Source organism: Rhizobium sp. NFR12, assembly GCF_900108545.1.
Classification (GTDB): Bacteria; Pseudomonadota; Alphaproteobacteria; order Rhizobiales; family Rhizobiaceae; genus Neorhizobium; species Neorhizobium soli.
The window spans coordinates 16,318-42,625 of the sequence record NZ_FNWM01000007.1; the positions used below are offsets into that span (position 1 = coordinate 16,318).

Consider the following 26,308-nt stretch of genomic DNA (forward strand, 5'->3'; position numbering starts at 1 on the left):
TTCCCTTTTTCTTTTATCCCTCAAAGGAGACTGAACCATGCAAGGCGAATTAGTAAGGGCTGGCCAATTACGGCCGCCGGAAACCAGACCAGAGGAACGGCTCAGGCCGGACCGGCTGAGAAGCGATTGCCCCGTCTTACTGTCGCAGAGCCTTGTTCTGCGCGCACCGCACGAAGACGATATTGACGCACTTGCCCATCTCGCCAACAATGCGAACATTGCGACCATGGTGTCGCGCATGCCGCATCCCTACACGTCTAAAGACGCGGCCGATTTCGTGCGACGCACGAATGCGGGCGAGATTGGCAAATGCGTTTATGCCGTGACCCGAGCTGACAACGGCCAGTTTCTCGGCTGCTGCGCACTCGAACCGCAGATCGACGAACGAACCCTCGAAATCGGCTACTGGCTGGGCGAACCCCACTGGAACAAGGGCTATGCTACGGAAGCAGCCCACGCGCTGATCGACATGGCATTCCGCACCCGCAGCCATATCGAGCACATCGATGCCCGTTGCCGGGTCACCAACATCGCGTCGAAGCGGGTGATCCAGAAATGTGGCTTCCAGTTCCAGGGCACAGGCATGATCGAATGCCTGGCCTTGAGCGGAATGGTTGCCGTCGAATGGTTCCGGCTGGACCGCAAGACATGGATGTCGCTCAGAAGCTGGGGAGAACTGAGATGAACGCCGCCGTACTGGAAAAGACGAAGGCGGTCCGCACTCAGCCTGGCCCCTGCCCTGAAATCGTCACGCAGCGCCTGACGCTTCGCCCGCACCGCCTGTCGGATGCGTCAGCGATTGCCGAAACGCTTTCCGATTTCAAGGTCAGCCGCATGCTGTCGCGTGTTCCGCAGCCTTATGACCGTCAGGATGCGCTCGACTGGCTGGTGCCGCAAACTTCGGGCATCCTGCCGAACTGGCAGCTGGCGATCACCACCGGCGACGATGTGCATATCGGCGTTGTCGGCCTGGAACTCAGGCACGGCCGCTGGCATCTCGGTTACTGGCTGAACCGCCTCTATTGGGATCGCGGCTATATGAGCGAGGCAGCGTCGGGGGTCCTCGACCGCTTCTTCCGCCGCATGCCGGACACTGTCGTCCATTCGGGCGCGTTTGCCGACAATCTCGGTTCGCTCAATGTGCAGACAAAGCTCGGCTTCCGCATCACAGGCGCAAGCGATGTGTTCAACCGCGCCCGCAATGTCATGGTGCCGCATATCGAGACGGAGCTTGCCCCGGAGGATTTCCGGCTTCTGGCCCCCGCTCCCCGGCATGATCGGGCCTGATCATGCCTTGATCACGATCGGCCCCGGCGGATGCCTTGTCCGCCGGGGCCGTTTTCAGCGCATTCTGTCGATAGGCTTTGACCTAAAGCCTGTCGGACGGTATCGAAAACCTTAAGTACGTCCCGCCGGAGAGCGGGAGCGACCAAGAACAGGACTACCAGACCGATGAAATTTCTCGACGAAGCAAAAGTCTATATCCGCTCCGGTGACGGCGGCGCGGGCGCAGTTTCGTTCCGACGGGAAAAGTTCGTCGAATTCGGTGGACCTGATGGTGGCGATGGCGGCCGTGGTGGCGACGTGTGGGTCGAAGCCGTCAACGGCCTCAACACGCTGATCGATTTCCGTTTCCAGCAGCATTACAAGGCAAAGGTCGGCATCCACGGCATGGGCCGCAACCGCACCGGCGCCAATGGCGACAGTGTCACGCTCAAGGTTCCGGTCGGCACGCAGATCTTCGAGGAAGACAACGAAACGCTGATCATCGACATGACCAAGGAGGGTCAGCGGTTCAGGCTTGCCAAGGGCGGCAATGGCGGCTTCGGCAACACGCATTTCAAGAACGCCACCAACCAGGCACCGAACTGGGCAAACCCTGGCCTTGAGGGCGAGGAAGCCACCATCTGGCTGCGGCTGAAGCTGATTGCCGATGCAGGACTTGTCGGCCTTCCGAATGCCGGAAAATCCACCTTCCTGGCCTCGGTTACCCGCGCCCGCCCGAAGATCGCAAACTATCCCTTCACCACGCTGCACCCGAACCTCGGTGTCGCCACGATCGACGGCCGCGAGTTTGTTCTCGCCGATATTCCGGGCCTGATCGAAGGCGCTCATGAAGGCGTTGGCATCGGCGATCGCTTTCTTGGCCATGTGGAACGCACCCGCGTTCTGCTGCACCTCGTGTCTTCCATCGAGGAAGAAGTCGGCAAGGCCTACAAGACGGTCAAGACCGAGCTTCAGGCCTATGGTGGCGGTCTGACCGACAAGCGCGAAATCGTTGCGCTGTCGCAGATCGATGTGCTCGACGAGAAGGAACTGAAGAAGAAGGCCAAGGAGCTTGAGAAAGCCTGCGGCCAGAAACCTTTCCTGATCTCCGCCATCACCGGCACGGGCATGACCGATGTTCTGCGCGCGCTCCGCGATGTCATCGTCGCGGCAAGCGTCGGCGAAGACACGGCCCTGCCGAACCGCTCCGTTCCTGTTCAGGAGTTCGACGAGGACGTCGACGAATGACGCCCGGCCACGAGATCGGTCACAAGCAAGTCTCTTCCGGGCAAGCCGGCGGTCGCAAGCCGCTCGGCGACCATCGCCGGATCGTCATCAAGATCGGCTCGGCCCTCTTGGTCGATCGCAAGACCGGCCTGAAATCTCCGTGGCTCGACGCGATCTGCGCCGATATCGCCGCGCTTCGGGCGAAGGGTATCGATGTTCTCGTCGTCTCCTCCGGCGCGATCGCCCTCGGCCGTACCGTGCTGAACCTTCCCCACGGCGCCCTCAAACTGGAGGAAAGCCAGGCAGCGGCAGCCGTCGGCCAGATCGCGCTTGCCCGCGCCTGGTCGGAAAGCCTGTCGCGGGACGGGATCGTCGCGGGACAGATCCTGCTGACGCTGGGCGATACGGAAGAGCGTCGCCGCTATCTCAACGCCCGTGCCACGATCAACCAGCTTTTGAAGATCGGCGCTGTCCCGATCATCAACGAAAACGACACCGTCGCGACATCCGAAATCCGCTACGGCGACAACGACCGGCTTGCCGCGCGCGTCGCCACCATGACCGGCGCCGACCTTCTGGTTCTCCTGTCGGATATCGACGGGCTCTACACGGCACCGCCGCATCTCGATCCGGACGCGCAGTTTCTCGATATCATCAATGTCATCACGCCCGAGATCGAGGCGATGGCAGGCGGTGCGGCCTCCGAACTGTCGCGCGGCGGCATGCGCACCAAGATCGACGCCGGCAAGATCGCGACGACTGCGGGCTGCGCCATGATCATCGCATCCGGCAAGCCCGATCATCCGCTGCGCGCCATCGAACAGGGCGCGCGATCCTCCTGGTTTGCCCCATCCGGCACACCGGTGACTGCCCGCAAGACCTGGATTGCCGGGCAGTTGCAGCCAGCCGGCGAACTTGTCGTCGACGAAGGCGCCGAACGCGCGCTGGGATCTGGCAAAAGTCTGCTGCCCGCAGGCGTGCGCCGCATCGAGGGCAATTTCCACCGGGGTGATACGGTCGCGATCATCGGCGCGGAAGGCCGCGAGATTGCCCGCGGTCTTGTCAGCTACGATGCCGACGAGGCACGCCAGATCACCGGCCGCAAATCGGCGGAAATTGAAGCCATTCTGGGCTATGCCGGCCGTGCCGCCATGGTCCATCGCGACGACCTTGTTATGACAGGCGCGATCAGGCGCACGACCACCCGCAAGGAGGATGCCGTTCATGTTGGATAAGGTCCAGATGACCGACGTTGCCGCAATCATGGATACGATCGGCGTCAACGCAAAGGCTGCGGCCGGCGCATTGGCAACGGCATCGACCGAGCAGAAGAACGATGCGCTCAATGCCATGGCCGATCTGGTCCTCGCCAACAGCGCCGCAATCCTGAGCGCCAATGCGAAGGATCTCCGCAACATCGAGGGCAAGGGGCTCCTTCCCTCCTTCATCGATCGTCTGACGCTCACCGAAAAGTCGATCGCCGGCATAGCGGAGGCTCTTCGGGAAATCGCCGCGATCAAGGATCCGGTCGGTGAAGTGATCGCCGCCTGGGATCGCCCGAACGGGCTTCATATCGAACGTGTCCGCACACCGCTCGGCGTGATCGGCGTCATCTACGAGAGCCGGCCGAACGTGACGGCCGATGCCGGCGCGCTCTGCCTTAAGGCCGGCAATGCGGTGATCCTGCGCGGCGGCTCGGATTCGATCCATTCATCGCAGGCGATCCATCACTGCCTGGTCGCGGGTTTGAAGCAGGCGGGTTTAACCGAACATGCGATCCAGCTCGTGCCGACGACGGATCGGGCGGCCGTCGGCGCCATGTTGTCGGGCCTCTCCGGCGCCATCGACGTCATCGTGCCCCGCGGCGGCAAGAGCCTGGTCGCCCGCGTCCAGTCCGAAGCCCGCGTGCCGGTCTTTGCGCATCTGGAAGGCCTCTGCCACATCTATGTCGATGCCTCAGCGGATCTGGAGATGGCAAAGGCGATCGTCGTCAATGCCAAGATGCGCCGCACCGGCGTCTGCGGTGCGGCCGAATCACTGCTGGTCGACAGCGCTGCCATCGGGACCCACCTGATGCCGGTGCTGGAGGCGCTGACGCAAGCCGGCTGCGAAATCCGCGCTTCGGCGGCCGTGCTCAAGGTTCACCCGGGCTTCAAGCCTGCGAACGAGGAAGACTGGCGCACGGAATATCTCGATGCCGTCATTTCGGTGGCGATCGTCGATGGCATTTCCGGTGCGATCCGCCACATCAACACCTATTCGTCCAACCACACCGAAGCGGTGATTGCGCAAGATCCGGCCGTGGTCGCGCGCTTCTTCAACGAGATCGATTCGGCGATCCTGCTCCACAACGCGTCTACCCAGTTTGCCGATGGCGGTGAATTCGGCATGGGCGGCGAGATCGGCATTTCCACGGGCAAGATGCATGCGCGCGGCCCTGTTGGCGTCGAACAGCTGACCTCGTTCAAATACAGGGTGCATGGCACCGGCCAGATCCGGCCCTGACGTGACGGTAGAGCGGATCGAAAGACGCCATCTCGCCATGCCGCATGTGGAACGGCGAATGGCCGTCGGCCTTTTCGGCGGTTCGTTCAACCCTCCGCATGAAGGCCACCTTCTGGTCGCCGAAATCGCCCTTCGCCGCCTGGGTCTCGATCAGCTGTGGTGGATGGTGACGCCAGGCAATCCGCTGAAAAGCCGGTCCGAACTCGCGTCGCTTCCTGATCGCATCGCCATGAGCGAGCGACTGATCCAGGATCCGCGCATCAAGGTCACCGCTTTCGAGAAAACGCTCGGCGGCGCCTATACCGCCGATACGCTCTCCTTCGTCAAGGCGCGCAATCCGCATATCCATTTCATCTGGATCATGGGTGCAGACAGCCTCAGGACCTTTCACCTGTGGCAGAAGTGGCAGGAGATCGTCTCCACCTTCCCGATCGCCGTCATAGACCGGCCGGGTGCGACACTTTCCTTCCTGTCATCAAAGATGGCCCGCACTTTCCAGCATGCCCGGGTCGACGAGACGGATGCCGGTACGCTGTGGAAGCGCCGCCCGCCCGCCTGGACCTTTATACACGGTCCCCGCTCAGCCTTGAGTTCGACCGCAATCCGGGCATCGGGAAAGACTTCCGATTCCTGAAGTGGAACATTCCGATCACTTGAAAGATAAAGCATTCGATGCCACCTTCGGTATGCGGCCGGTCATCAGACGGGATTCGCGCGAAGAGGATGTTGCTGTTACCGGACGAAAGGAACGACCCTGACAACAGTACACGCCAAGGGAAGGACGGCCTCCGTCATTCCGCAGAGCCTGGAACGTGGCGATGATGCCGCCGCCCATGCCCTCGATCAGGTCCTCACGAGCCTCGAGGACTCCAAAGCAGAAGATATCGTCACCATCAATATTGCCGGAAAATCCGCTCTCGGAGACTACATGGTCGTCGTCTCCGGACGATCGAGCCGGCATGTCATGGCGATCTGCGATCACCTCATCACCGACCTGAAAGCGGAGGGCCTCGGCGGGGCCCGTGTCGAAGGCATGGAGACGGGTGATTGGGTGCTGATTGACACTGGTGATATCATCATCCATGTGTTCCGCCCCGAAATCCGCGAGTTCTACAACATCGAAAAGATGTGGGCCGCTCCGGATGTCGAGGAAGGCACAGTGCTTCACTAACAGGCCGGGACGTTCCTGAGCCGACAAGATGCGACGATTGCATGCTAACGGCGGCGCGTTGACGACGTGCCGGCGCAGTGGCAGCCGAGAGCTCTGAAAACAACGGATCAGGACATGCGCATCAGCCTTTTCGCCGTGGGACGGCTCAAAGCCGGACCGGAGAAGGATCTTGCGTCCCGTTACCTCGACCGTTTCTCCAAGGCCGGGCCCGCGATCGGGCTCGAACTTGCCAGGATGATCGAAGTGCCGGAAAGCCGTGCTTCCAATGCAGAAACGCGAAAGCGCGAGGAGGCCGCCGCACTCGAGAAGGCCCTTCCCGATGGTGCCATCCTCGTTCTGCTCGATGAACGCGGCAAGGCGCTCGATAGCGAAGCCTTTGCCGGTCTGATCGACAAGTACAAGGACGGCGGCAAGCGCGACATGATGCTCGCGATCGGCGGCGCCGACGGGCTGGACCCGGATCTTCGGGCACGCGCTGATGTCGTCCTCAATCTCGGCTCTATGACATGGCCGCATCAGCTGGTCCGCATTCTCATTGCCGAACAGCTGTATCGCGCCGTCACCATCCTTTCAGGCCATCCCTACCACCGCGTTTAGACTTCGTTTACCTTCCGGGCCGATGTTGCGAAACACGATGTTGTTTATGGCTGGCCCCGGCGAATCAGCCTAGCCTTCGCAGGTCCGCTGCAGATTCGAGAACGCAATGACGATCAGGAGAGCCATAGCCCTGGGCCTTGCGCTGCCAGCGATGGCATCGGCGCTTGCCTTCGCGCCTCTCCGCCTGCCCGCCTTTCACTGGATTGCCTTAGCACAGGAACCGGCACCGCCTGCGGCCCAACCCTCCCCGCCCGCGACCGAAGCCTTGGCGGATCCGACAGCCGATCTTCAAAAGAGACGCAACGAGACCCGCGGCGAGCTGGAAGTGCTGGCCAAAAGCATGAGCCTTTCGTCGGAAAAGGTTGCCCAGATCGAGCACAGCATTTCCGGCATCAAGAAGACGTCTGCGGATATGCGCCAGGCGCTGATCGATTCAGCAACCCGGCGCAAGGACCTGCAGTCGAAAATCCAGGTCAGCGAAGACAAGCTCGCCTCGCTGAAAGTGCAGGAAGACAAGATCCGCGTGGCCCTGAGGGGGCGTCGCTCCATTCTTGCCGAAGTGCTGGGTGCTCTGGAGCGCATGGGCCGTAGCCCGCCGCCGGCGCTGCTGGTTTCCCCCGATGATGCGCTGGGTTCTGTCAGAAGCGCCATCCTGCTCGGCGCCGTGGTGCCCGGCATGCGGGCGGAGGCCGAAAGGCTGGTCACGGATCTTCAAAATCTCGCGAGCCTTCAGGCAGAGGCGGCGAAGGAAAAGGAAACCGTCTCGCAAACCATCACGGCAGGCGTCGAGGAAGAACGGCGCATGAACCTGCTGCTGGCTGAAAACGCCAAGCTGAATGCCGAGAACGAAAGACAACTCGCCGCAGAACGCGCGCGTTCTCAAGACCTTGTCGGCCGCGCCACCTCGCTTCAGGATCTCATTCAGGGGCTTGAAGGACAGATCGCATCCGTGCGCGAAGGCATGGATCTGGCCCGTGCCGAGGAGGAACGCCGGCGGCAGATGTCCGAAGAAGAACGCGAGAAAGCCCGGCAATTGGCCGAAAGCGGTGTGCCCGACAAAAACCGCATTGCGCCCGCATACGCGTTTTCAAGCCTCAGGCAAAAACTTGAGCTTCCGGTTGCCGGCGAAATATTGCGTGCGTTCGGCGATGCAGACGGGACGGGACACCCGGCACGCGGTATGACCGTGGCCTCCAACCCCGGCGCAGTGGTGACGGCACCGGCCGATGGGCTGGTCGTGTTTGCCGGTGCATTCCGGAGCTATGGCCAGATGATCATCCTGAACGCCGGCGACGGCTATCATGTTGTTCTGGCAGGAATGGACATGGTCAACGCGCGGCAGGGCAAGTTTGTCTTTGCTGGCGAACCGATCGCTGCCATGGGTGAGAAAAGAGTAGCAAGTGCGACCGCGTTGGCGCTGGAAACGGATCGTCCGACGCTTTACATTGAATTCCGAAAAGACGGCACTCCGGTTGATTCTAAACCGTGGTGGGCCAGCAAAGAAACTGGAAGGGCGCGAAATGATTCGTAGGGCTTCTCTTGTCATCGTCGGAGCACTGTTGGGTGCGACCGGGATGAGCGTCATTTATTCGGCCGGTGTCCCGGCCCAGGCCGCCGGGGCTTCCACCTATAAGGAACTGTCGATCTTCGGCGACGTGTTCGAGCGGGTTCGCGCCCAGTATGTGACGCCACCGGATGAAAACAAGCTGGTCGAAAATGCCATCAATGGCATGCTGAGCTCGCTGGATCCGCATTCGAGCTTCATGAATTCCAAAGATGCCGAAGACATGCGCACCCAGACGCGCGGTGAATTCGGTGGTCTCGGCATCGAAGTGACAATGGAGAACGAGCTCGTCAAGGTCATCACTCCGATCGACGACACGCCGGCATCCAAGGCTGGCATTCTTGCCGGCGACTTCATTACTGAAATCGATGGCCAGGCTGTTCGCGGCCTGAAGCTTGAGGACGCCGTCGAAAAGATGCGCGGCGCCGTCAATACGCCGATCAAGCTGACGGTCATCCGACAGGGTGCCGACAAGCCACTCGACATCACCGTCATGCGCGACATCATTGCCGTGCGCGCCGTGAAATCCCGCGTCGAAGCCGGTGACATCGGCTATGTCCGCGTCATCTCCTTTACCGAGAAAACCTATGACGATCTCGAAAAGGCGATCAAGAAGATCAAGGCCGACGTGCCTGCCGACAAGCTGAAGGGCTTCGTGCTTGACCTGCGCTTGAACCCGGGCGGTCTGCTGGACCAGGCAATCAACGTCTCCGATGCCTTCCTGGAACGCGGCGAAGTCGTTTCCACCCGCGGCCGCAATGCGGATGAGACACGCCGCTTCAATGCCGGCCCTGGCGACCTGACCGACGGCAAGCCGGTGGTTGTGCTCGTCAACGGCGGCTCGGCTTCGGCGTCTGAAATCGTCGCCGGTGCCCTTCAGGACCTGAAGCGCGCGACCGTTGTCGGCACCCGCTCGTTCGGCAAGGGCTCCGTCCAGACGATCATTCCGCTCGGCGAATCCGGTGCGCTGCGCCTGACGACGGCGCTCTATTACACGCCATCGGGCAAGTCGATCCAGGGAACGGGCATCACGCCTGACATCAAGGTCGAACAGCCGCTGCCGCCGGAACTGCAGGGCAAGGTCCGCGCCGAGGGCGAATCCAGCCTCAAGGGCCATATCCAGGGCGCGGCCGAAACAGACGAAGGTTCCGGTTCGGCTGCCTATGTGCCGCCGGAAACCAAGGACGACCTGCAGCTGAACTATGCCATGGACCTGCTGCATGGGACAAAGACAGACCCGTCCTTCCCGGCTAGCCCGGACAAGGCTGCGGCCGCCGTCAAGAACTAATCAGGCAAACCGGTCAGGCGGCTGTTTCATCACAGCCGCCTGACCGCATTCATTTCGGCAGCGCAGACGCGGGCATATCCCTTGGGCAGCGATCTCCATGCACCGCTCGGTCAAAACCGGCCGCCGAAGCGACGAACGGCGCGTCGCCTGTCGGCCGTTGCCGTTTTAGGAAGCATCGGCGTGATTGCCGTCGTCGGCTTGTCGATCTATGCGATGCGAAACGACCCTCAGCTTGAGCGCATCGCCTCGAGCGAGCCCCCCTCCTCCACGGCGATCGCCCCCAAGACACCTGCCGATGATGCAGTTTCTCCCGAAAATGCCAACCCCAACGGCATGCCCCGGTCCAATCCGAATTCCGGCGCGACCATTGAGCAGAACCGGATGGCGGACGGATCGGTCGTGACGAAATACACGCCGCGCGCAAGGGATGGAAACGGTCCCGTCCTTATCAATGCCCAGAGAATTGGCCAGGACCCGCGATTTGCTGCAGAGCCGAATACGTCTCTTCTGGAAGACACGGAATACGGCAAACTGCCGATCCTCGGCGAGGATGGAATGCGACCCATGGACCAGTATGCACGACCCTGGTCCGGCGCCCGCGGCACAAGGATCGCGATCGTGGTCGGTGGCCTCGGCCTCAGCCAGACGGGCACCCAGCGCGCAATCCAGCAACTGCCGCCAGGCGTAACGCTAGGCCTTGCTGCAAGCGGCAACAGCCTGCAGCGCTGGATGCAGGAAGCGCGCCGCGCGGGCCACGAAATCCTCATCCAGGTCCCGTTCGAGCCTTACGACTATCCGGCCAACGACCCCGGACCAGGCACGCTTCTCGTCAAGGATCCTGCCGCAAAGAACCTTGAGCGACTGCATGTGGCGATGGGCGAGATCACCAACTATACGGGGATCATGAACTACCAGGGCGGCCGCTATCTCTCCGACGTCAAGGCGCTTGAGCCTGTCCTGCGCGACATGGCCTCCCGCGGCCTGCTGTTCCTCGATGACGGCACCTCGGCCCAGTCGAAGACGGAGGTGCTGGCAAAGGCGATGCAACTGCCGCACGCCTTCGGTGACCTGACCCTGGACGGTCAGCTTCAATCCGACGCGATCCTCAAGAAACTTGACGAACTGGAGCGGATAGCCCAACGCAAGGGAACGGCAATCGGCATCGCCTCCGCCTTCGACGAGAGCATCGCGGCGATCCGCAAATGGGCCGACGAAGCCTCGCAACGCGGTGTAGAAATCGTCGGTGTATCGACGCTTGCCCGCGAGAGCGTGGCACCTTGAAGCAAGGGGAATGATATGGCCAAGGATCACAAGAAACCGGTGAAAGCGGACGATCTTCCCTATCGTCCCTGCGTCGGGGTCATGGTGCTCAACAGCGAGGGCCTCGTTTGGGCCGGACGCCGCATTGCTGCCGGCAACAGCGAATTCGACGGGTCTCCGCAACTGTGGCAGATGCCGCAGGGCGGGATCGACAAGGGCGAAGATCCCCTGCCCGCCGCCTATCGTGAACTCTACGAAGAAACGGGCATGCGTTCCGTCACGCTGCTTGCCGAAGCCGGCGAGTGGATCAATTACGATCTTCCGGAACACCTGATCGGTATCGGACTGAAGGGAAAGTATCGCGGACAGACGCAGCGCTGGTTTGCCTTCCGCTTTGACGGCGATGAAAGCGAGATCGCCATCAACCCGCCGCCGGGCGGCCATACGGCTGAATTCGATGCCTGGGAATGGAAGCCGATGCAGGATCTGCCCGGCCTGATCGTGCCGTTCAAGCGCTCGGTCTATGACCGGGTCGTCGCGGAATTTGCCCACCTCTCGCCGGCGGGCTGATTGCACGTCCGATTAGCGCTGGTCGGATAAAGCAAAGCCCGGTGAAAGCAACTTCCACCGGGCTCGAGCGATAGAATGTCGATGATTTGAGCTTTACTCAGCGGAGTCGGCTGATTCCGCGTTGAGCTGGCCGTATCTCTCTTCGCCGATCTTCGAGAGAAGTTCGAGCTGCGTTTCCAGGAAGTCGATATGACCTTCCTCATCCATCAGCAGCTGTTCAAAAAGCTTCATGGAGACATAGTCGCCGGCGGCGTGACAGATATCACGCGACGCCTTGTAGGCGGTGCGGGCATCGTATTCGCCAGCCAGATCGGCTTCGAGAACTTCCTTGACGTTCTGGCCGATGCGAAGCGGTGCCAGCGTCTGAAGGTTCGGATGACCCTCGAGAAAGATGATGCGGTCGATCAGGCGATCGGCATGCTGCATCTCTTCTATGGATTCGGCCCTCTCCTTCTTGGCAAGCTTGGTAAAACCCCAATCATGCAGGAGACGATAGTGCAGCCAGTATTGGTTCACAGCGCCAAGTTCGAGGAAGAGTGCCTCGTTAAGCCGCTCGATGACCTGTAAGTCGCCTTTCAATGTCCGCTCTCCTGTTTTCTTCGTGGAGTTGTTTCAAGCGCGACATATAGACGATCACGTCAGCTTCCGTCGAGTGCCGCTGGGCGTGATATTCCTCAGTGGTCTTTATGATCAGATCGACGACATTGGGAAAGCAACCGCAGCAACGGCCGCGTTTTTCCATCGCATGGTAGACCTTGACGGGAACGATCAGCTGCCAACAGTCCTCAGTGAGGAGTTGGATGATCGTATCCTTGATCTCCCTTTCGGTGATGTAATTGCAACTGCAAACCAGCATTTTGGATCGACCTGGAGAACATTGACCTCGATACAGACTTTTTGCAAAAGAGGACAAGCGATGTCAAGAAAGAATCCAGCCCGGTAATTGACATATCATAACCCCCTTATCAACGATCCGTGATCGGAGGCAGTGATGCCTAACCGGCTGCTGTGTCGCTGCGATATCTCTGAAAAGGCTCGGACGTCACTCGATCGAAACAACGCGCCGCCATAGGTTCCGTCCGCGGCAGAAGCAGAATCGCTCCACACGCCCGGAAAAGATGCGAGTGTCCCTTTGACGTCGAAACCCATCTGACGGAGTCTGTGGGAGGCATTGCCGAGCAAGCCCTGCTCTCCGCCACCGTAATCCGCACAGCCCGTGATATCCAGAGAGAGCCCGTTGCGCCCTTCTAGCGTCACCAGTGGCGTATATCGGTCGCACCAGTCGGAGAGCGCCATCAGAAGCGCCGCGTCGGCATCATCGTCTTCGTCCATCACGTCGAGCTCCGGAAAGATCGCTCGCGCTTCTGAAACGCCCTGCCCCAGCTTCAGGTTAAGGCGTTCGGCGGCCGCGTCGAGCACTGTCAGGCACATCCTGTCAGCGTGGCGCCCGGCAAAGACGATCGGTGGATGGTCGTGATGGCGGTAAGACCGCCAGTCCATACCCCAGCGGCGGCGCGCGATTCTGTCGGTTGACAGACGCGGGAACACGAGTGTCAGAATACGCCTCTGTCGATGCGCCAGAGGGGATCGAAAACAGGCGGTCATGCGGGTTCCAATCCAGACCAGACGCGAGCATCACGAGCAAGCTCGCCGACCGCTTTCCGTTTCCGAGATCGGCTTGCGCAGGGCAAAAGTCTCTCCCGCGCCCAGGCACCTTTGGCCACGGCGTCAACTCCATCGATAATGTTCACTTTATGTTCTCATGGATTCCAGACACGTGGCAAAGAGTCAACAGCTCCCGATCAGGAATCTTTCCTCTAAAAGCTATCGCAATGATTCTTTTCTCGAAATAGCTGCTTCAGGTATTATATGTGCCTGAGTTGGAAGGAGATCCCATGGCCCGCATTGACCAGACCGATGATTGGCAGGATCGCCATGCGCCGACGATCAGCACGTTCGAGTCGCTGGCATTAGAAGCCTACAGCCACCTTCCGGACGAATTCCGCAAACTCACGACGAACCTCACCATTGAGGTCGAAGAATTTCCGGACGACGACGTTTTCGAAGACATGGCGCTGGAAACGCCGTTCGACCTTCTGGGCCTGTTCGAAGGACGTGGCATTTCGGAACGGTTTACGGTCGAAACCGGCGAACTGCCCAATCGCATCCGGCTCTATCGCCGGCCTATCCTCGATTACTGGGCGGAGAATGAGGAAACGCTGGGCGATATCATCACCCACGTCCTTATCCACGAGATCGGACATCACTTCGGCCTGAGTGACGACGACATGGAGCGCATCGAGGCGAGCGCCGAGGAAGCAAGCCAGCGCTGATCCAGCGCTGGCAGACACACCTCGGCCTAGCTTTTTACTGCTCGCCGAGCTTCATGTCGGGGCTGTATTCCTTGCCTTCTACGGTCTTCATCACGGCCTGGCCGCAATGCATCTCGCCCGTCTTGCCGTTGAAGGCGTAGCTTGGCGAACCGGAGAGTTCCCAGCCCTTGTTCAGCGCCGCCGTCACCCGGTGACAAAAGGCGGCATCGTCAGGACCGGTGATGAAACGATATACTTTCATGGCTTTCTCTTTCTGTTGGCGATGACCGCCGCGCTGGCGACGAGCTTTTCCGCATCTTCGAGATGCAGACGCTCGACCATGCGACCGTCGAGGTTGATGACGTTGAGCGTTTCGGCTCCCGGCTGGCGGAAGGCCTCGATGATGGCGCGCGCCTCTTCAAGCGCATCATCATCAGGACCGAAATGACGGTTGGCCGCGTCGATCTGCGCCGGATGGATCAGCATCTTGCCTGAAAATCCCATGGCGCGGCCCTGGGCGCACTCGGCTTCGAACGCGACTTCGTCCTTGAAATCGTTAAACACGCTGTCGATCACATCGACACCATAGGCCCTGCCCGCCAGTACGACCTGCATCAACCAGGGTATGAGATTGGCCCGCCCCGGTTGCGGCAAAACACCCGTTGCCTTGCGAAGATCGTTGAGCCCCACGACGAGGCATTTGATCCGTCCGCCCACGCTCGAGATTTCGGCGGCGTTGAGGACGCCGAGCGGCGTTTCGATCATCGCCCAGATAGAGACCCTCTCCGGCACGCCCGCCTGAGAAAGGCGCTCGGCGATCACCCGGACGTCGTCCGCATGCTCAACCTTGGGAATGACCACCGCATCCGGCAGAAGTTCGACGATGAGCTCGAGATCCGCAGGACCGAATTCGCTTGTGAGCGGATTGATCCGGATAGCCGTCTCGAGACCATCGGAATTCAGCTCGGCAAAGCTTCTGCGGAGGTTATCCCGCGCTTCCGCTTTCTGCGCGAATGCCACGGAATCCTCCAGATCGAAAATCACGCCGTCGCAGTCGAGCTGCGGGATTTTCGAAAGCGCACGGGTGTTGCTCGCGGGAACGCTCAGGAGCGAGCGCCGGATCAGAGCGGCCATCGCTTCGGGACCATGTAATCATTGGGAAAAGTCATAACGTGGTTGTGACAAGCTTTTTGGCCCTCGGCAAGACAGGAGGTCGTGAAACCACTTGTAAGCGGGGCCGGCCGGTCCCACATTTCAGACGTTGAAAGGTATGATCCATGCAAAACATTCGTGCATTTTTCGTCGTCGCCTCAGCTATTGCGGTGCTTGCCATGGCGGCGCTGTTTACAGCGTCTCTGACCGTCGCATTTGCCGGCATTCTCGTCCTTCTTTCAATTGGTAGGGCGATCTCGACCAGGTTGAACCCTGTACCCGTGCGAGCGAAATCGTTCGGACCAAAGCCGGCCAGCCGCGATATCCGTGTGTGGAACGACGGCCGCGGTACCATCATCGACCTCTAGCGTCATCATGTTCGCTCCGCCTGCGCGCTCTGGCGCAGCGGAGTACCGGTTGAAGGCATAATGCCCTTCAAATCGGCGGCAAATTGCTTTATTTGGCCTTCACGACAACTCCCTTGGAGGCAGATCATGGACAAGTTCACGCAGCTCACCGGCGTCGCAGCGCCGCTTCCGGTCGTCAACATCGACACCGACATGATCATTCCCAAGGACTACCTGAAGACGATCAAGCGAACCGGTCTCGGCAAGGGATTGTTTGCGGAATCCCGCTACAATCAGGATGGGTCAGAAAACCCGGATTTCATCCTGAACAAGCCTGCCTATCGCCACTCAAAGATCCTGGTGGCCGGCGACAATTTCGGCTGCGGCTCGTCGCGTGAGCACGCGCCTTGGGCACTTCTCGATTTCGGCATCCGTTGCGTGATCTCGACCAGCTTTGCCGATATTTTCTACAATAACTGTTTCAAGAACGGCATCCTGCCGATCATCGTATCTCCGGAAGATCTCGAAAAGCTGCTCGATGATGCGGATCGTGGCTCCAATGCCGTCATTTCGATCGATCTCGAAGCACAGAAGATCACCGGCCCGGATGGCGGCTCGCTGCATTTCGACATCGACCCCGGCCGCCGCCAGATCCTTCTCGAAGGTCTCGACGATATTGCATCGACGCTGAAGAGCGACGCCGTGATCTCGAGTTTCGAGGACAAGAACAGCACGGACCGCCCCTGGCTCTGAGGGTTATCAGATGGTCACGCATATCTCCTCCGGATCACCCTTCGAAGCGCGGATCGGCTATTCCCGCGCAGTTGTTGACCGTGACATGGTCTATGTCTCTGGCACGACGGGCTATGACTATGCCCTGATGGTGATGCCTGACGATGTCGCTGACCAGACCCGCAACGCGCTCGCCACTATCGCAAAAGCGCTTGGCGAAGCCGGCAGCAGCCTGAAGGACGTGGTCCGCGTGCGCTATTATCTCGTCGACATGGCCGACTACGATGCCGTGGTCGAGGTCGTCGGATCGGCATTTGCCAGCATCCGTCCGGCAGCGACCATGATCGTCTGCGGCCTCACCACCCCTGAAATGAAAATCGAGATCGAAGTGACCGCACGCATCGGTGCCGGCGCTTCCTGAAACAGCTGCCCAACCGCCGCCTGAACAATCAAGGACATCTGCACAATGGCAAAACACCTTTTCCTGCTTCCCGGTGATGGCATCGGTCCAGAGGCCATGGGCGAAGTGCGCAAGATCATCGCCCATATGAACGACGCCATGAGTGCCGATTTCGTCACCGACGAAGGTCTGGTCGGCGGCTGCGCCTATGATGCGCATGGCGCCGCCATTTCCGACGCGGATATGGAAAAAGCGATGGCGGCCGATGCCGTCCTGTTCGGCGCCGTCGGCGGTCCGAAATGGGATAGTGTGCCCTATGAGGTGCGCCCGGAAGCCGGCCTGCTGCGTCTGCGCAAGGATATGGAGCTTTTCGCAAATCTGCGCCCGGCCATCTGCTATCCGGCGCTTGCCGCCGCCTCTTCGCTGAAACCCGAACTGGTGGACGGGCTCGACATCCTGATCATCCGCGAACTGACCGGCGGCGTCTATTTCGGTGAGCCGAAGGAAATCATCGATCTCGGCAACGGCCAGAAGCGCGGCATCGATACCCAGATCTACGACACCTACGAGATCGAACGCATCGCAGGCGTTGCTTTCGAACTGGCGCGCACCCGCAAGAATGCCGTGTGCTCGATGGAAAAGCGCAACGTGATGAAATCCGGCGTGCTGTGGAATCAGGTCGTCACCGAGATCCACAAGGCGAAATATTCCGATGTGAAGCTGGACCACATGCTGGCCGATGCCGGCGGCATGCAGCTGGTTCGCGCCCCGAAACAGTTTGACGTCATCGTCACCGACAACCTGTTCGGCGACATGCTGTCCGACGTTGCGGCCATGCTGACGGGTTCGCTCGGCATGCTGCCGTCCGCTTCCCTCGGCGCCCCCGATGGCAAGACCGGCAAGCGCAAGGCGCTTTATGAGCCGGTCCATGGTTCGGCACCGGATATTGCCGGCAAGGGCATTGCCAACCCGATCGCCATGATCGCGTCGTTTGCCATGTGCCTGCGTTATTCGTTCAACATGATCACCGAAGCCGACAACCTGGAAAAGGCGATCGCCACGGTACTCGACCAGGGCATCCGCACCGGCGACATCATGGCTGACGGCTGCCGCCAGGTCGGCACCGGCGACATGGGCGACGCCATCCTCAAGGAATTTGCCGGTCTTTCGGCCTGAGGCATCCCGCGAGGGGACCACTTCCCTGAAACGACGAAGGGCCCGACGTCTCCGCCGGGCCCTTCTTTTTGATGACTGATCAGTCGTTAAGATCGATATTGCGCCGGTCCTTCACGAAGACCGCGCCGATGATGATCGTGAGAACGGCAAAGCCGACCGGGTACCAGAGCCCGGCATAGATATCCCCGGTCGAGGCAACGATCGCGAAGGAGGTGGCCGGCAGGAGCCCGCCGAACCAGCCATTGCCGATGTGATACGGCAGCGACATGGCGGTATAGCGGATGCGTGTCGGGAAAAACTCCACCAGCGCCGCGGCGATCGGGCCGTAGACGATCGTCACATAGACGACCATGACCCAGAGAATGGCGATGACCGTCAAAGCCTGGGCATTGCCGAACACCGCGAAGAAGCCATCCACACGCACCTTGGCAGCATCGTTGGCGGCAGGGTAGCCGGCTGCCACGCTGGCCGGGCCGAGACGCTGGGCGAAGGTTTCGGTCTTGCCGTCCGGCAGCGTCACATTGGCAACGGGAACGTCCGTGCCCGCCACGCTGACCGTGGTTGGCGCACCGGCGGCTGCTGGCACCAGCGTGTAGGTAAACGCCTGCTGCGACAGCGTGCGTCTCGCGACGTCGCAGGGCTGCGTGAAGGTTCTGATACCAACCGGGTCGAACAGGGATCCGCATGTCGCCGGATCCGCCGAAACCTGGATCTGGACGTTTTTGATCGCTGCCGCGTAGGTCGGATTGGCGGTATTGGTCAATGCGTGGAACAGCGGGAAGTACGTGACCGCTGCGAGCGCGCAGCCTGCCAGAATGACCCATTTGCGGCCCACGCGGTCAGACAGCGCACCGAAGACGAGGAAGAATGGTGTGCCGAGAAGAAGCGACCAGGCGATCAGTACGTTCGCCGTCAGAAGGTCGACTTTCAGGATGCTCTGCAGGAAGAACAGCGCGTAGAACTGGCCGGTATACCAGACGACGGCCTGGCCGACGACAAGGCCGAACAGTGCTATCAGCACGATCTTGCCGTTCTTCCAGGTGCCGAAGGCTTCCGTCAGAGGTGCCTTCGAACGGGTGCCTTCTTCCTTCATCTTCTGGAAGACGGGGGACTCGTTCATCTGCAAGCGGATGTAGATGGAGACGGCAAGCAGCAGTGCCGATCCGAGGAACGGAATGCGCCAGCCGCCCAGCAGACCGAATATGACCGGATAGCTGGTGGCGAAGGCTTCTTCACCCATGTTGACGCGCAGCGTCACGATGACGGCGAGCGACAGCAACAGGCCAAGCGTCGCCGTCGTCTGAATCCAGGCCGTGTAAAATCCGCGGCGACCGGGGGGCGCGTGCTCGGCCACATAGACAGCAGCACCACCGTATTCGCCACCAAGCGCCAGACCCTGCAGCATGCGCAGCGCGATGAGAAGGATGGGTGCCGTTGCACCAATCTGCTCGTAGCTCGGCAGAAGACCGACAAAGAATGTCGATAGGCCCATGATCACGATCGTGACGAGGAAGGTATATTTGCGTCCGACAAGATCGCCGAGCCGTCCGAAGACCAGTGCGCCGAAGGGGCGGACGAGAAAGCCTGCAGCAAAGGCCAGCAGTGCAAAGATGGCCTGCGTGGCGGGCGGAAACGCCGAAAAGAACTGCCGGCCGATGATGACGGCAAGCGTTCCGTAGAGATAGAAATCATACCATTCGAAAATGGTACCCAGCGACGAGGCGAAGATGACCTTCTTTTCCTCGCGCGTCATGGGGCTAGCCTTCGTCCGGGCTGCCGTTGCGACGTGTGCCATTGTCGTCCTCCCAACAAGATGAACTCCGTGCCTTCCTGTCCGGCCATTCTCCTCCTCGGCCAGACAGGTTAGCGCAATCGTTGCAGAGTGACAGAATTTGGCACGCCGGATGAGACATGCTTTCGGCTTATGACTTTCGTCTAATGACGTAGCCCGGAGTGGTCAGGAGCGAAGCGCCTGGGCGGGCGACTGCCGATAGGCAAGAAGTGCCGGCACGGCCGAAAGGACCGCTGCAAAGCCCAGCAGAAAAAGTGCCAGACGTACGTCGTCTCTCGTGAACCTGACCGGCAGGATGACCCCGCTTTTCGCGGTAAACAGATGGGCGCCGAACTGCGCTGCCAGTAGCCCGAAGACGAAGCCGAGCCCGATGCCGAGCGCAACCAGGAGAAGAAGCTCCAGCCACACGATCAGGAAGACGGCGCCGCGCGGTGCCCCGAACGCGCGCAGCGCGCCGATCTGCCGGCGCCGTTGCCCCACATGGATCACCGTCACCAGCACCAGTGCCGCCGCGACAAGAGCCTGCGATCCCGCAGCGACCGCACTCAACACCATTTTCGCATCGCCAAGCGTCGCATAAAGGCCGGTCAGCACCTCGCCGGGAAAGACCGCCACCGTGCCATTGCCGCGATAGGCCTGACGCAGGCGATAAGCGTCGGCAATCGACTTCGGTTTGACCAGAATCGCTGGAAGGCCGGGGGTATCAACACCGAAATCCTCGACGAGCGGCGCATCCGGATCGATGCCGCCGTGATGATGGTCTTCGTCATGGGTGGTAGAGGCGACAGCTGCCGCAGGCTCCGTGCTTGCGTCCTCGTGCTCATGCTCAGCGCCTAAACCATGAACGTGCCATACGGCCTGGATCGGCACGAGAATGGCGCGGTCCCATGGCGTGCCGGTCGGTTTGAGCTTGCCGACGACCTTGTATGCGATCTCCGTATGGGCTGGACCACCGGTTTCGGCTGTTCCATGCATCGGCTTGACGACGGCGCCGACCGTAAGAGTGACTGAAGCGCCGAGAACCGCTTCGCCTTCCGCGGCAAACATGCGTCCCTCGCCAAAGCCCGGCGTCGTGCTGGTCACAAGCGTCGTCGTCGTTCCCACGATCGGATAGCCGGCAAAGGAATCGCCGAAACCGACGGGAGCTGCCCAGGCGACACGCGGATCGGCGGCAAGTTTCGTAAGTAGCTCTCCATCGACCAGCGGCAGCGGCGCGGGCTGGAGAAAGATCGAGGAGAGGATCAGCTGCGTTTCGCTGCCGGAGGCGCCGATCACCAGATCGAACTTGTCGGCGGCACGCGCACTGCCGAGCCGCAGCGACCGTTCCTGCAGGGTCACGGCAACGCCGAGCGCCGTCGCAAGGGCAACCAGAAGCACCACGACGGCGCAGCCCAGCCAGAGACGCCGCAGGTCGGCGATGATAAAACGGATCATGCCGGCACCTCCCCGACAACCTCATCGCCGACGATGCACCCGCCCCTGAGCACGATGCGCCGGTCGAGGCGTTCGATCATGCGTTGGTCGTGCGTCGCCACAACGAGCGTGCTGCCGGCACCGGCCGCGACTGACAAAAGCAGATCCCCCACCGCCTCGCCGTTTTCCACATCGAGGCTTGCCGTCGGCTCGTCGGCAATGATGATACCCGGCTTGCGCAGCAGCGCCCGGGCGATCGCCACCCGCTGCATCTCGCCGCGCGACATGGTCTCGACGGACTGACCGGGTCGCTTCAACCCCACGGTCTCGATCATCTCATGCGCTCTTTTCACCAGATTCGGGGTCGAGACCCGCGAAAGCCGTGCCGGCAGGAGCACGTTATCCAGCGCGGAGAGGCCCGCAAACAGATGGAAATCCTGCATCACGAGGCCCACATTTTCGGCCCGCCAGCGGTCTCGCCGGCCTTCCGACAGTCTGGCGATATCCTGCCCGCCCCAGACCACATGGCCGCTACCGACACGCTCCAGCCCCGCAATGATATTGAGAAGCGTGCTCTTGCCCGATCCCGACCCGCCCGTCAGCGCAACGCGGCTGCCGGCGGCGATCTCAAGAGCATCGATGGAAAGAACCGGTGTCGCCAGACCGGGAAACGAGACGGCGAGAGATTGCACCTTCAGAGGCATCATGTCTTCAGACCGTACCGTATTCCGCCTGTCGGATCCGCAGCAGGCTCACGAAGCCGGTGTCCGGATCGGTCCACGAGCCCATCTCGAGCGTGCCGCGCACCTCGATCGTCTGGCTTGGCTGGGTGAATGTCTGCTTCTCATCGAGATAGACAACGACGATATTGTCCGGCCAGTCCGCATCGGTGGAGCAGAACGGGCAGATCGACATCGGCACTTCGGTCAGAACAAAGAACGAGGCTTCCGCCTTCAGCGGTGGCGCCATGAAACCGCGCATGGCGATCTCCTGGCCGTTCAGCCGCTTGACCTTGTCGGAAAATTCCAGCCCGAGAACGCTGACCTTGCCATAGAGCTCGTCGAAGGAAAGCCCGTTTTCCGCTCGGGCTATTGCTCCTGATATCAGCAGCGGCAGGCCGGCAATGATGCCGAGCGAGGTCTTGAGCATCTGGCGACGATCGACCATCTCGAGCGCTCCCATGACCACTTTCCCTCGTTGATCACGGTCATCATCCAGCAGGTGAGGCATATCTTCAGGTCCCGCGATATCTCATTGGACAGGGGGCATGCCACAGGACATGCCCCCTCTTTCATTCTTGTCGTTCAGGCCAGATAGGTCTGATTAGTTGGTCTGCTTGGCGCCCAGCGCGAAAGTTTCCGCGAGAACCTTGTAGACGTCGCTCTGCTCCATGTAACCGCGGAAGCCTTCCGAACCGGGGCCGGCAGCCTGAAGCACCACGTCGTCAACCGCATGGACGCCGCTGTCGGCGCTCTTCGGAATGATGCCGGTCACGAGAACAGCACCCGGGACATCCTTGTAGGCTTCGTTGGCGACATATTCCTTCTTCTCGTTCTGGATGGCGGGAACGAAGGGATTATCGAGCTTAGGACGGAATGTCTCGTAATGATCAGGGCCGTTATTGGCGTTCAGGAACAGGCGCTTGGTAACATCGACCTTGTCAGGATAACCATCCTTGTTCTCGTCCATATAGTTCGGGAAACCTGCCTCGGCATAGGTCCCGACCTTTTCGCGCATGTCGTCGCCCGGCTTTTCATCGTTGACAGTGCCGATGATCGAAACACCGTGGGTATGATCGCCGGTGACGATGATCAGCGTGTCGGGGTTCTTGTCGGCAAATTCGCGGGCTGCGGCGATCGCCTTGTCGAATTCGATCGTATCGACGACGGCACGGTCCCAGTCCAGCGGATGGGACATCTTGTCGATATTGGCAGCTTCGACCATCAGGAAGAAGCCGTCCGGGTTCTTCGACAGCGTGTCGAGCGCAACCTTGGTCATGTCGACGAGGCCCGGCTGGTCCGGGAACTTCGCGGTCGTGCCCTTTTTCAGGAATTCGCGGTCAAGCGTCGTGTCCATGTTGCCGGTGTGGAACAGGCCGAGGATCTTGCCGGTATTGGTGCCGGATGCCGTTGCCAGTTCAGCCTTGCTGGTCGCAAGCATGTAGCCGGCGTCCTTGAACAGGGCGATGTAGTCCTTGTCGTCCTTGCGCTTGGATCCAGGCGTCGCCTGGGGCAGGAAGTAGGCGGAACCGCCGCCGAGTAGGACGTCCGGCTTGACGTCGAAGAGCATGCCGTTGATTTCCGCCTTGTCGCCGCGCTTGCGGGTATGGGCGACGACGGCTGCGGGTGTTGCGTCCTGAACTTCTGCGGTCGTGACGATGCCGATCGACTTCTTCGTCTGGCGGCGGACCGCCTCCGCATATGTTTCAACCTTCGGATCGTCCAGCGAGTCAGGCGTGCGGTCGGCATAGACGCCGATTGCGTTCACGGCTGTCTTGTGGCCGGTCATATATGCCGACATCGTGTTGGCGCTGTCGGTGGCAACGGCGTCCGTCGCAGACGTGCCGATAAAGGCTGCCGGCGGGATGTCGTCCATTGCGAGACGTCCGTTTGCCTTGCCCTCGGTCATGCCCTTGGCCATGATGCGGGCAGCGGTGCGATGCGCCACGGAAAGACCGTCGCCGATCAGGAAGATCACGTTCTTGGCCTTTGGCTGCGCCGTGGTGCCATAGACGTTCCAGGTCACGCTCTTGGTCTCAGGACCCGCGGAAACCTCAACCTTGTAGTCGCCGGCATTCGCGATCGTCAGTGCGCGCAGCACGACGGCGGAACCGAGAACCTTGTCCTTGTTCTTCTCTTCTGCGACGAACTCGACATCCTTGCCGAACAGAGACTTGTAGTCCTGGCCGTTGACGGTGATCTTGACGTCCTCAGGCTTCACGACCGAGCTGAACTCGACCTTGAAATCGAACGGCGAGCCGGTCAGGATCGTTGCACGATCGAGCGGAAAGACGTTTGCGGCGTGGGCGGCTTGCACGCCGCCGGAAAGGATTGTGGTGGCTGCAAAGGCAGCAAGAAGCATACGCATGAAAAGACCCCCGTCGGTTTGTCGGATAGAGGCTCGGAATAGCCCTCTGGGATGACAGTGCCGTGACAGAACCGTGATAAGCGTACCGATGTCCAATCGCATGAACCTTGACTCTCCGGTAAAACCTTTTATGAGCAGCCTTGGAAAAGGAGTGTCCATGCTTCGCCGCGACTTTCGCTTTGCTGCGTGCTATGACCTGGCAGTATCTGCCGGGCGGCTGGATGTTGCCCTTTCGGTTTCCGACAAAACCACGGCCAAAACGACGACGAAAATTATCGTCTGACGTCTCTGGCCACCGCTCTCTCCCCGGTACGGCCGGGGACAAGGAACACCGCGTCGCGCGCGACACGGGCTTCCCCCTCAGAAAACCGAGGAGAGACAGAAAGAGAGCAAAGAAATGGGTTTCAAGATCGCAGTCGCCGGTGCAACCGGCAATGTCGGCAGGGAAATGCTGAACATTCTGGCGGAACGTGGTTTTCCGGCTGATGAAGTCGTCGCACTCGCCTCCGCCCGCAGCCAGGGCACGGAAGTCTCCTTCGGTGACAAGACGCTCAAGGTGTCCAACCTCGAGAACTACGATTTCTCCGATACCGACATCTGCCTGATGTCCGCCGGCGGCGATGCCTCCAAGAAGTGGTCGCCGAAGATCGGTGCGCAGGGCTGCGTCGTCATCGACAACTCGTCCGCCTGGCGCTACGATTCGGAAGTGCCGCTGATCGTTCCGGAAGTGAACCCCGACGCCATCGTCGGTTTCTCCAAGAAGAACATCATTGCCAATCCGAACTGCTCGACGGCCCAGCTCGTCGTCGCGCTGAAGCCGCTGCATGACTTTGCCAAGATCAAGCGCGTCGTCGTTTCCACCTACCAGTCGGTGTCCGGTGCCGGCAAGGAAGGCATGGACGAACTCTTCACCCAGACGCGCGCCGTGTTCGTGGCTGATCCGGTCGAATCGAAGAAGTTCACCAAGCGTATTGCCTTCAACGTCATCCCGCATATCGATAGCTTCATGGAAGACGGCTACACGAAGGAAGAGTGGAAGGTTCTGGCCGAGACCAAGAAGATGCTCGACCCGAAGATCCGTGTCACCTGCACGGCCGTTCGCGTTCCGGTCTTCATCGGCCACTCCGAATCCGTCAACATCGAGTTCGAAAACGAGATCACGGCCGATCAGGCCCGCGATATCCTGCGCGAAGCGCCGGGTTGCCTCGTGATCGACAAGCACGAAGACGGTGGCTACATCACGCCTCTCGAATGCGCCGGTGAAGATGCGACCTACATTTCGCGTATCCGCGAAGACGCAACCGTCGAAAACGGACTCAACATCTGGGTCGTCTCCGACAACCTGCGCAAGGGTGCCGCGCTGAACGCGATCCAGATCGCCGAACTTCTGGTCAATCGCGGTCTCATCAAGCCACGCAAGGTTGCTGCTTGATAAGTAACGTACTTTATTAAGCAAATCCGCTTAGAAAGCCCCGTCAGAAATGACGGGGTTTTTTCGATTCGTCTCTCTTCACGAACTATTCATGGGAAGATGAATTGCGATTATCCGCCACTGGGGTCATAAGGCCGAATATAGCGCAATTCTTCCGGAAGCTTTCGGCCAAGCAATCCGGACTTTCGACGGGTTTGACCGCATGATGAAGACTATTCTGGCAGGATTGATCGCAGCAGCAACGCTTGCAACCGCAGCCCCGGCCTTTGCCGCCGCCTGCGGCAATGATGGAGCCGGTTTCGACCGCTGGGTCGCCGATTTCAAACAGCAGGCACCGTCCAAGGGTATCAGCCCTGCAGTTCTCGACCGCGCCTTTGCCAACGTCGTCTACAACCGCCCGACCATTCGCGCCGACCGCGGCCAGAAAAGCTTCAAGCTTTCCTTCGACGAGTTCATGAAGAAGCGCGGTGGCGCAACGATCATCTCGCGCGGCAAGTCCATGAAGAAATCCAACGCAGCGCTGTTTGCGTCGATTGAGCGCCGCTACGGCGTTCCGGCCGGTCCGATCCTGGCGATCTGGGGCATGGAAACCGGTTTCGGCAATTACATGGGCGACCAGCATACGCTGTCAGCCGTCGCAACGCTTTCCTATGACTGCCGCCGCTCGGCATACTTTACCGAACAGCTTTACGCTGCCCTGCAGCTCGTTGCCCGCGGTGATCTCAGCACCACTGCAAAGGGTGCGGCGCATGGCGAAATCGGCCAGACCCAGTTCCTGCCGCTCAACGTCATCCGCTACGGCGCCGATGGCGACGGTGACGGCCATATCGACATGGTCCGTTCGCGCGCCGATGCCCTGGCATCGACCGCCAACTTCCTCAAGGGTCATGGCTGGCGTACAGGCGCCGGTTACCAGCAGGGCGAGCCGAATTTCGTCGCCATCCAGGGCTGGAACGCGGCAACCGTCTACCAGCAGGCGATCGCATACATGGGCGCCCAGATCGACGGCGGCTGAGC

The 26,308-nt window shown here is 60.5% G+C and carries 30 protein-coding genes; 20 read left to right on the forward strand and 10 right to left on the reverse strand.

Translation table 11 applies throughout. The features are described from left to right. Positions 1-37: 37 nt before the first annotated feature. The 12 genes from BLW69_RS21195 (at position 38) to BLW69_RS21250 (ending at position 11,448) form a co-directional block, all read left to right on the forward strand. Entirely contained in the window at positions 38-685 is a 648-nt protein-coding gene (locus tag BLW69_RS21195) for a GNAT family N-acetyltransferase (protein WP_062462738.1), read from the forward strand. Then, positions 682-1,287 carry a GNAT family N-acetyltransferase gene (locus tag BLW69_RS21200; RefSeq protein ID WP_162759451.1) on the forward strand — a complete coding sequence of 202 codons (606 nt, stop codon included), beginning with the start codon at positions 682-684 and terminating at the stop codon, positions 1,285-1,287. Before BLW69_RS21195 ends, BLW69_RS21200 begins: the two co-directional genes overlap by 4 nt. A 165-nt stretch (positions 1,288-1,452) precedes the next feature. Further along, positions 1,453-2,514 carry a GTPase ObgE gene (gene obgE / locus BLW69_RS21205; protein ID WP_062577023.1) on the forward strand — a complete coding sequence of 354 codons (1,062 nt, stop codon included), beginning with the start codon at positions 1,453-1,455 and terminating at the stop codon, positions 2,512-2,514. Then, positions 2,511-3,728 (forward strand): glutamate 5-kinase, encoded by a 1,218-nt coding sequence (gene proB, locus BLW69_RS21210; protein ID WP_092665088.1) that lies wholly within the window; start codon positions 2,511-2,513, stop codon positions 3,726-3,728. The genes obgE and proB overlap by 4 nt, the downstream gene beginning before the upstream one ends. Continuing rightward, on the forward strand, positions 3,718-4,998 hold the full coding sequence (locus BLW69_RS21215) for a glutamate-5-semialdehyde dehydrogenase (protein WP_092665091.1): 1,281 nt from the start codon (positions 3,718-3,720) through the stop codon (positions 4,996-4,998). Before proB ends, BLW69_RS21215 begins: the two co-directional genes overlap by 11 nt. Next, a complete protein-coding gene (locus tag BLW69_RS21220; RefSeq protein WP_092665094.1) occupies positions 4,973-5,632 on the forward strand; it encodes a nicotinate-nucleotide adenylyltransferase in 660 nt (219 codons plus the stop codon). Before BLW69_RS21215 ends, BLW69_RS21220 begins: the two co-directional genes overlap by 26 nt. 120 nt (positions 5,633-5,752) lie before the next feature. After that, complete coding sequence (rsfS, locus tag BLW69_RS21225) at positions 5,753-6,169, forward strand: ribosome silencing factor (RefSeq protein WP_062577032.1); 417 nt, start codon at positions 5,753-5,755, stop codon at positions 6,167-6,169. A gap of 114 nt (positions 6,170-6,283) precedes the next feature. Continuing rightward, the gene (gene rlmH / locus BLW69_RS21230; protein ID WP_062463039.1) at positions 6,284-6,766 is read left to right on the forward strand and encodes a 23S rRNA (pseudouridine(1915)-N(3))-methyltransferase RlmH; all 483 of its coding nucleotides are present in this window, start codon (positions 6,284-6,286) and stop codon (positions 6,764-6,766) included. A gap of 151 nt (positions 6,767-6,917) precedes the next feature. Then, positions 6,918-8,297, forward strand: a complete 1,380-nt coding sequence (locus BLW69_RS21235; protein ID WP_244508926.1) for a murein hydrolase activator EnvC family protein — start codon at positions 6,918-6,920, stop codon at positions 8,295-8,297. Next, entirely contained in the window at positions 8,287-9,618 is a 1,332-nt protein-coding gene (locus tag BLW69_RS21240) for a S41 family peptidase (protein ID WP_092665100.1), read from the forward strand. The genes BLW69_RS21235 and BLW69_RS21240 overlap by 11 nt, the downstream gene beginning before the upstream one ends. A gap of 81 nt (positions 9,619-9,699) precedes the next feature. After that, positions 9,700-10,899 carry a divergent polysaccharide deacetylase family protein gene (locus BLW69_RS21245; RefSeq protein WP_244508922.1) on the forward strand — a complete coding sequence of 400 codons (1,200 nt, stop codon included), beginning with the start codon at positions 9,700-9,702 and terminating at the stop codon, positions 10,897-10,899. A gap of 15 nt (positions 10,900-10,914) precedes the next feature. Continuing rightward, positions 10,915-11,448 (forward strand): RNA pyrophosphohydrolase, encoded by a 534-nt coding sequence (locus BLW69_RS21250; protein ID WP_092665103.1) that lies wholly within the window; start codon positions 10,915-10,917, stop codon positions 11,446-11,448. A gap of 93 nt (positions 11,449-11,541) precedes the next feature. On the opposite strand, the gene bfr is transcribed toward BLW69_RS21250, so the two are convergent. The 3 genes from bfr to BLW69_RS21265 form a co-directional block, all read right to left on the reverse strand. After that, the gene (gene bfr / locus BLW69_RS21255) at positions 11,542-12,027 is read right to left on the reverse strand and encodes a bacterioferritin (RefSeq protein WP_062462773.1); all 486 of its coding nucleotides are present in this window, start codon (positions 12,025-12,027) and stop codon (positions 11,542-11,544) included. Next, on the reverse strand, positions 11,993-12,304 hold the full coding sequence (locus BLW69_RS23050) for a (2Fe-2S)-binding protein (RefSeq protein WP_062462776.1): 312 nt from the start codon (positions 12,302-12,304) through the stop codon (positions 11,993-11,995). Before BLW69_RS23050 ends, bfr begins: the two co-directional genes overlap by 35 nt. 95 nt (positions 12,305-12,399) lie before the next feature. Next, the gene (locus BLW69_RS21265; protein ID WP_139283918.1) at positions 12,400-12,867 is read right to left on the reverse strand and encodes a DNA polymerase Y subunit UmuC family protein; all 468 of its coding nucleotides are present in this window, start codon (positions 12,865-12,867) and stop codon (positions 12,400-12,402) included. 476 nt (positions 12,868-13,343) lie between these two features. Between BLW69_RS21265 and BLW69_RS21270 the strand changes: the two genes are divergently transcribed. Then, complete coding sequence (locus BLW69_RS21270) at positions 13,344-13,781, forward strand: metallopeptidase family protein (RefSeq protein WP_062462782.1); 438 nt, start codon at positions 13,344-13,346, stop codon at positions 13,779-13,781. A 34-nt stretch (positions 13,782-13,815) separates the two neighbouring features. Here the strand turns inward: BLW69_RS21270 and BLW69_RS21275 are convergent, their stop codons facing one another. Beyond that, on the reverse strand, positions 13,816-14,022 hold the full coding sequence (locus tag BLW69_RS21275) for a DUF1737 domain-containing protein (RefSeq protein ID WP_062462785.1): 207 nt from the start codon (positions 14,020-14,022) through the stop codon (positions 13,816-13,818). Next, positions 14,019-14,894 carry an HpcH/HpaI aldolase/citrate lyase family protein gene (locus BLW69_RS21280; protein ID WP_092665109.1) on the reverse strand — a complete coding sequence of 292 codons (876 nt, stop codon included), beginning with the start codon at positions 14,892-14,894 and terminating at the stop codon, positions 14,019-14,021. Before BLW69_RS21280 ends, BLW69_RS21275 begins: the two co-directional genes overlap by 4 nt. A 143-nt stretch (positions 14,895-15,037) precedes the next feature. On the opposite strand from BLW69_RS21280, the gene BLW69_RS21285 reads away from it, so the two are divergent. The 4 genes from BLW69_RS21285 to leuB all read left to right on the forward strand — a co-directional run bounded on the left by BLW69_RS21285 (position 15,038) and on the right by leuB (position 17,567). Continuing rightward, complete coding sequence (locus BLW69_RS21285) at positions 15,038-15,280, forward strand: hypothetical protein (protein WP_062462792.1); 243 nt, start codon at positions 15,038-15,040, stop codon at positions 15,278-15,280. Positions 15,281-15,406: 126 nt separating this feature from the next. After that, on the forward strand, positions 15,407-16,012 hold the full coding sequence (leuD, locus tag BLW69_RS21290; RefSeq protein WP_092665112.1) for a 3-isopropylmalate dehydratase small subunit: 606 nt from the start codon (positions 15,407-15,409) through the stop codon (positions 16,010-16,012). A gap of 10 nt (positions 16,013-16,022) precedes the next feature. Further along, complete coding sequence (locus tag BLW69_RS21295; RefSeq protein ID WP_092665115.1) at positions 16,023-16,412, forward strand: RidA family protein; 390 nt, start codon at positions 16,023-16,025, stop codon at positions 16,410-16,412. 45 nt (positions 16,413-16,457) lie between these two features. Beyond that, positions 16,458-17,567, forward strand: coding sequence for a 3-isopropylmalate dehydrogenase (gene leuB / locus BLW69_RS21300; RefSeq protein ID WP_092665118.1), 1,110 nt, complete (start codon positions 16,458-16,460; stop codon positions 17,565-17,567). Positions 17,568-17,646: 79 nt separating this feature from the next. Here the strand turns inward: leuB and BLW69_RS21305 are convergent, their stop codons facing one another. The 5 genes from BLW69_RS21305 to BLW69_RS21325 form a co-directional block, all read right to left on the reverse strand. Beyond that, a complete protein-coding gene (locus tag BLW69_RS21305; protein ID WP_062462807.1) occupies positions 17,647-19,362 on the reverse strand; it encodes an MFS transporter in 1,716 nt (571 codons plus the stop codon). 162 nt (positions 19,363-19,524) lie between these two features. Further along, positions 19,525-20,793, reverse strand: a complete 1,269-nt coding sequence (locus tag BLW69_RS21310; RefSeq protein ID WP_092665121.1) for an FtsX-like permease family protein — start codon at positions 20,791-20,793, stop codon at positions 19,525-19,527. Then, positions 20,790-21,479: an ABC transporter ATP-binding protein gene (locus tag BLW69_RS21315; RefSeq protein ID WP_092665124.1), complete on the reverse strand. Its 690-nt coding sequence runs from the start codon at positions 21,477-21,479 to the stop codon at positions 20,790-20,792. Before BLW69_RS21315 ends, BLW69_RS21310 begins: the two co-directional genes overlap by 4 nt. A gap of 4 nt (positions 21,480-21,483) precedes the next feature. After that, positions 21,484-21,921, reverse strand: a complete 438-nt coding sequence (locus tag BLW69_RS21320; protein WP_244508928.1) for a hypothetical protein — start codon at positions 21,919-21,921, stop codon at positions 21,484-21,486. A gap of 174 nt (positions 21,922-22,095) precedes the next feature. Further along, complete coding sequence (locus BLW69_RS21325; RefSeq protein WP_092665127.1) at positions 22,096-23,859, reverse strand: alkaline phosphatase; 1,764 nt, start codon at positions 23,857-23,859, stop codon at positions 22,096-22,098. A 157-nt stretch (positions 23,860-24,016) separates the two neighbouring features. Between BLW69_RS21325 and BLW69_RS23205 the strand changes: the two genes are divergently transcribed. From BLW69_RS23205 to BLW69_RS21340, 3 genes are all read left to right on the forward strand, one after another. After that, positions 24,017-24,142: a hypothetical protein gene (locus BLW69_RS23205; protein ID WP_274604908.1), complete on the forward strand. Its 126-nt coding sequence runs from the start codon at positions 24,017-24,019 to the stop codon at positions 24,140-24,142. Positions 24,143-24,256: 114 nt separating this feature from the next. Further along, positions 24,257-25,291 carry an aspartate-semialdehyde dehydrogenase gene (locus BLW69_RS21335; RefSeq protein WP_062577062.1) on the forward strand — a complete coding sequence of 345 codons (1,035 nt, stop codon included), beginning with the start codon at positions 24,257-24,259 and terminating at the stop codon, positions 25,289-25,291. A 202-nt stretch (positions 25,292-25,493) separates the two neighbouring features. Beyond that, positions 25,494-26,306: a lytic murein transglycosylase gene (locus BLW69_RS21340; protein WP_062462825.1), complete on the forward strand. Its 813-nt coding sequence runs from the start codon at positions 25,494-25,496 to the stop codon at positions 26,304-26,306. The last annotated feature ends 2 nt before the right edge of the window (positions 26,307-26,308 follow it).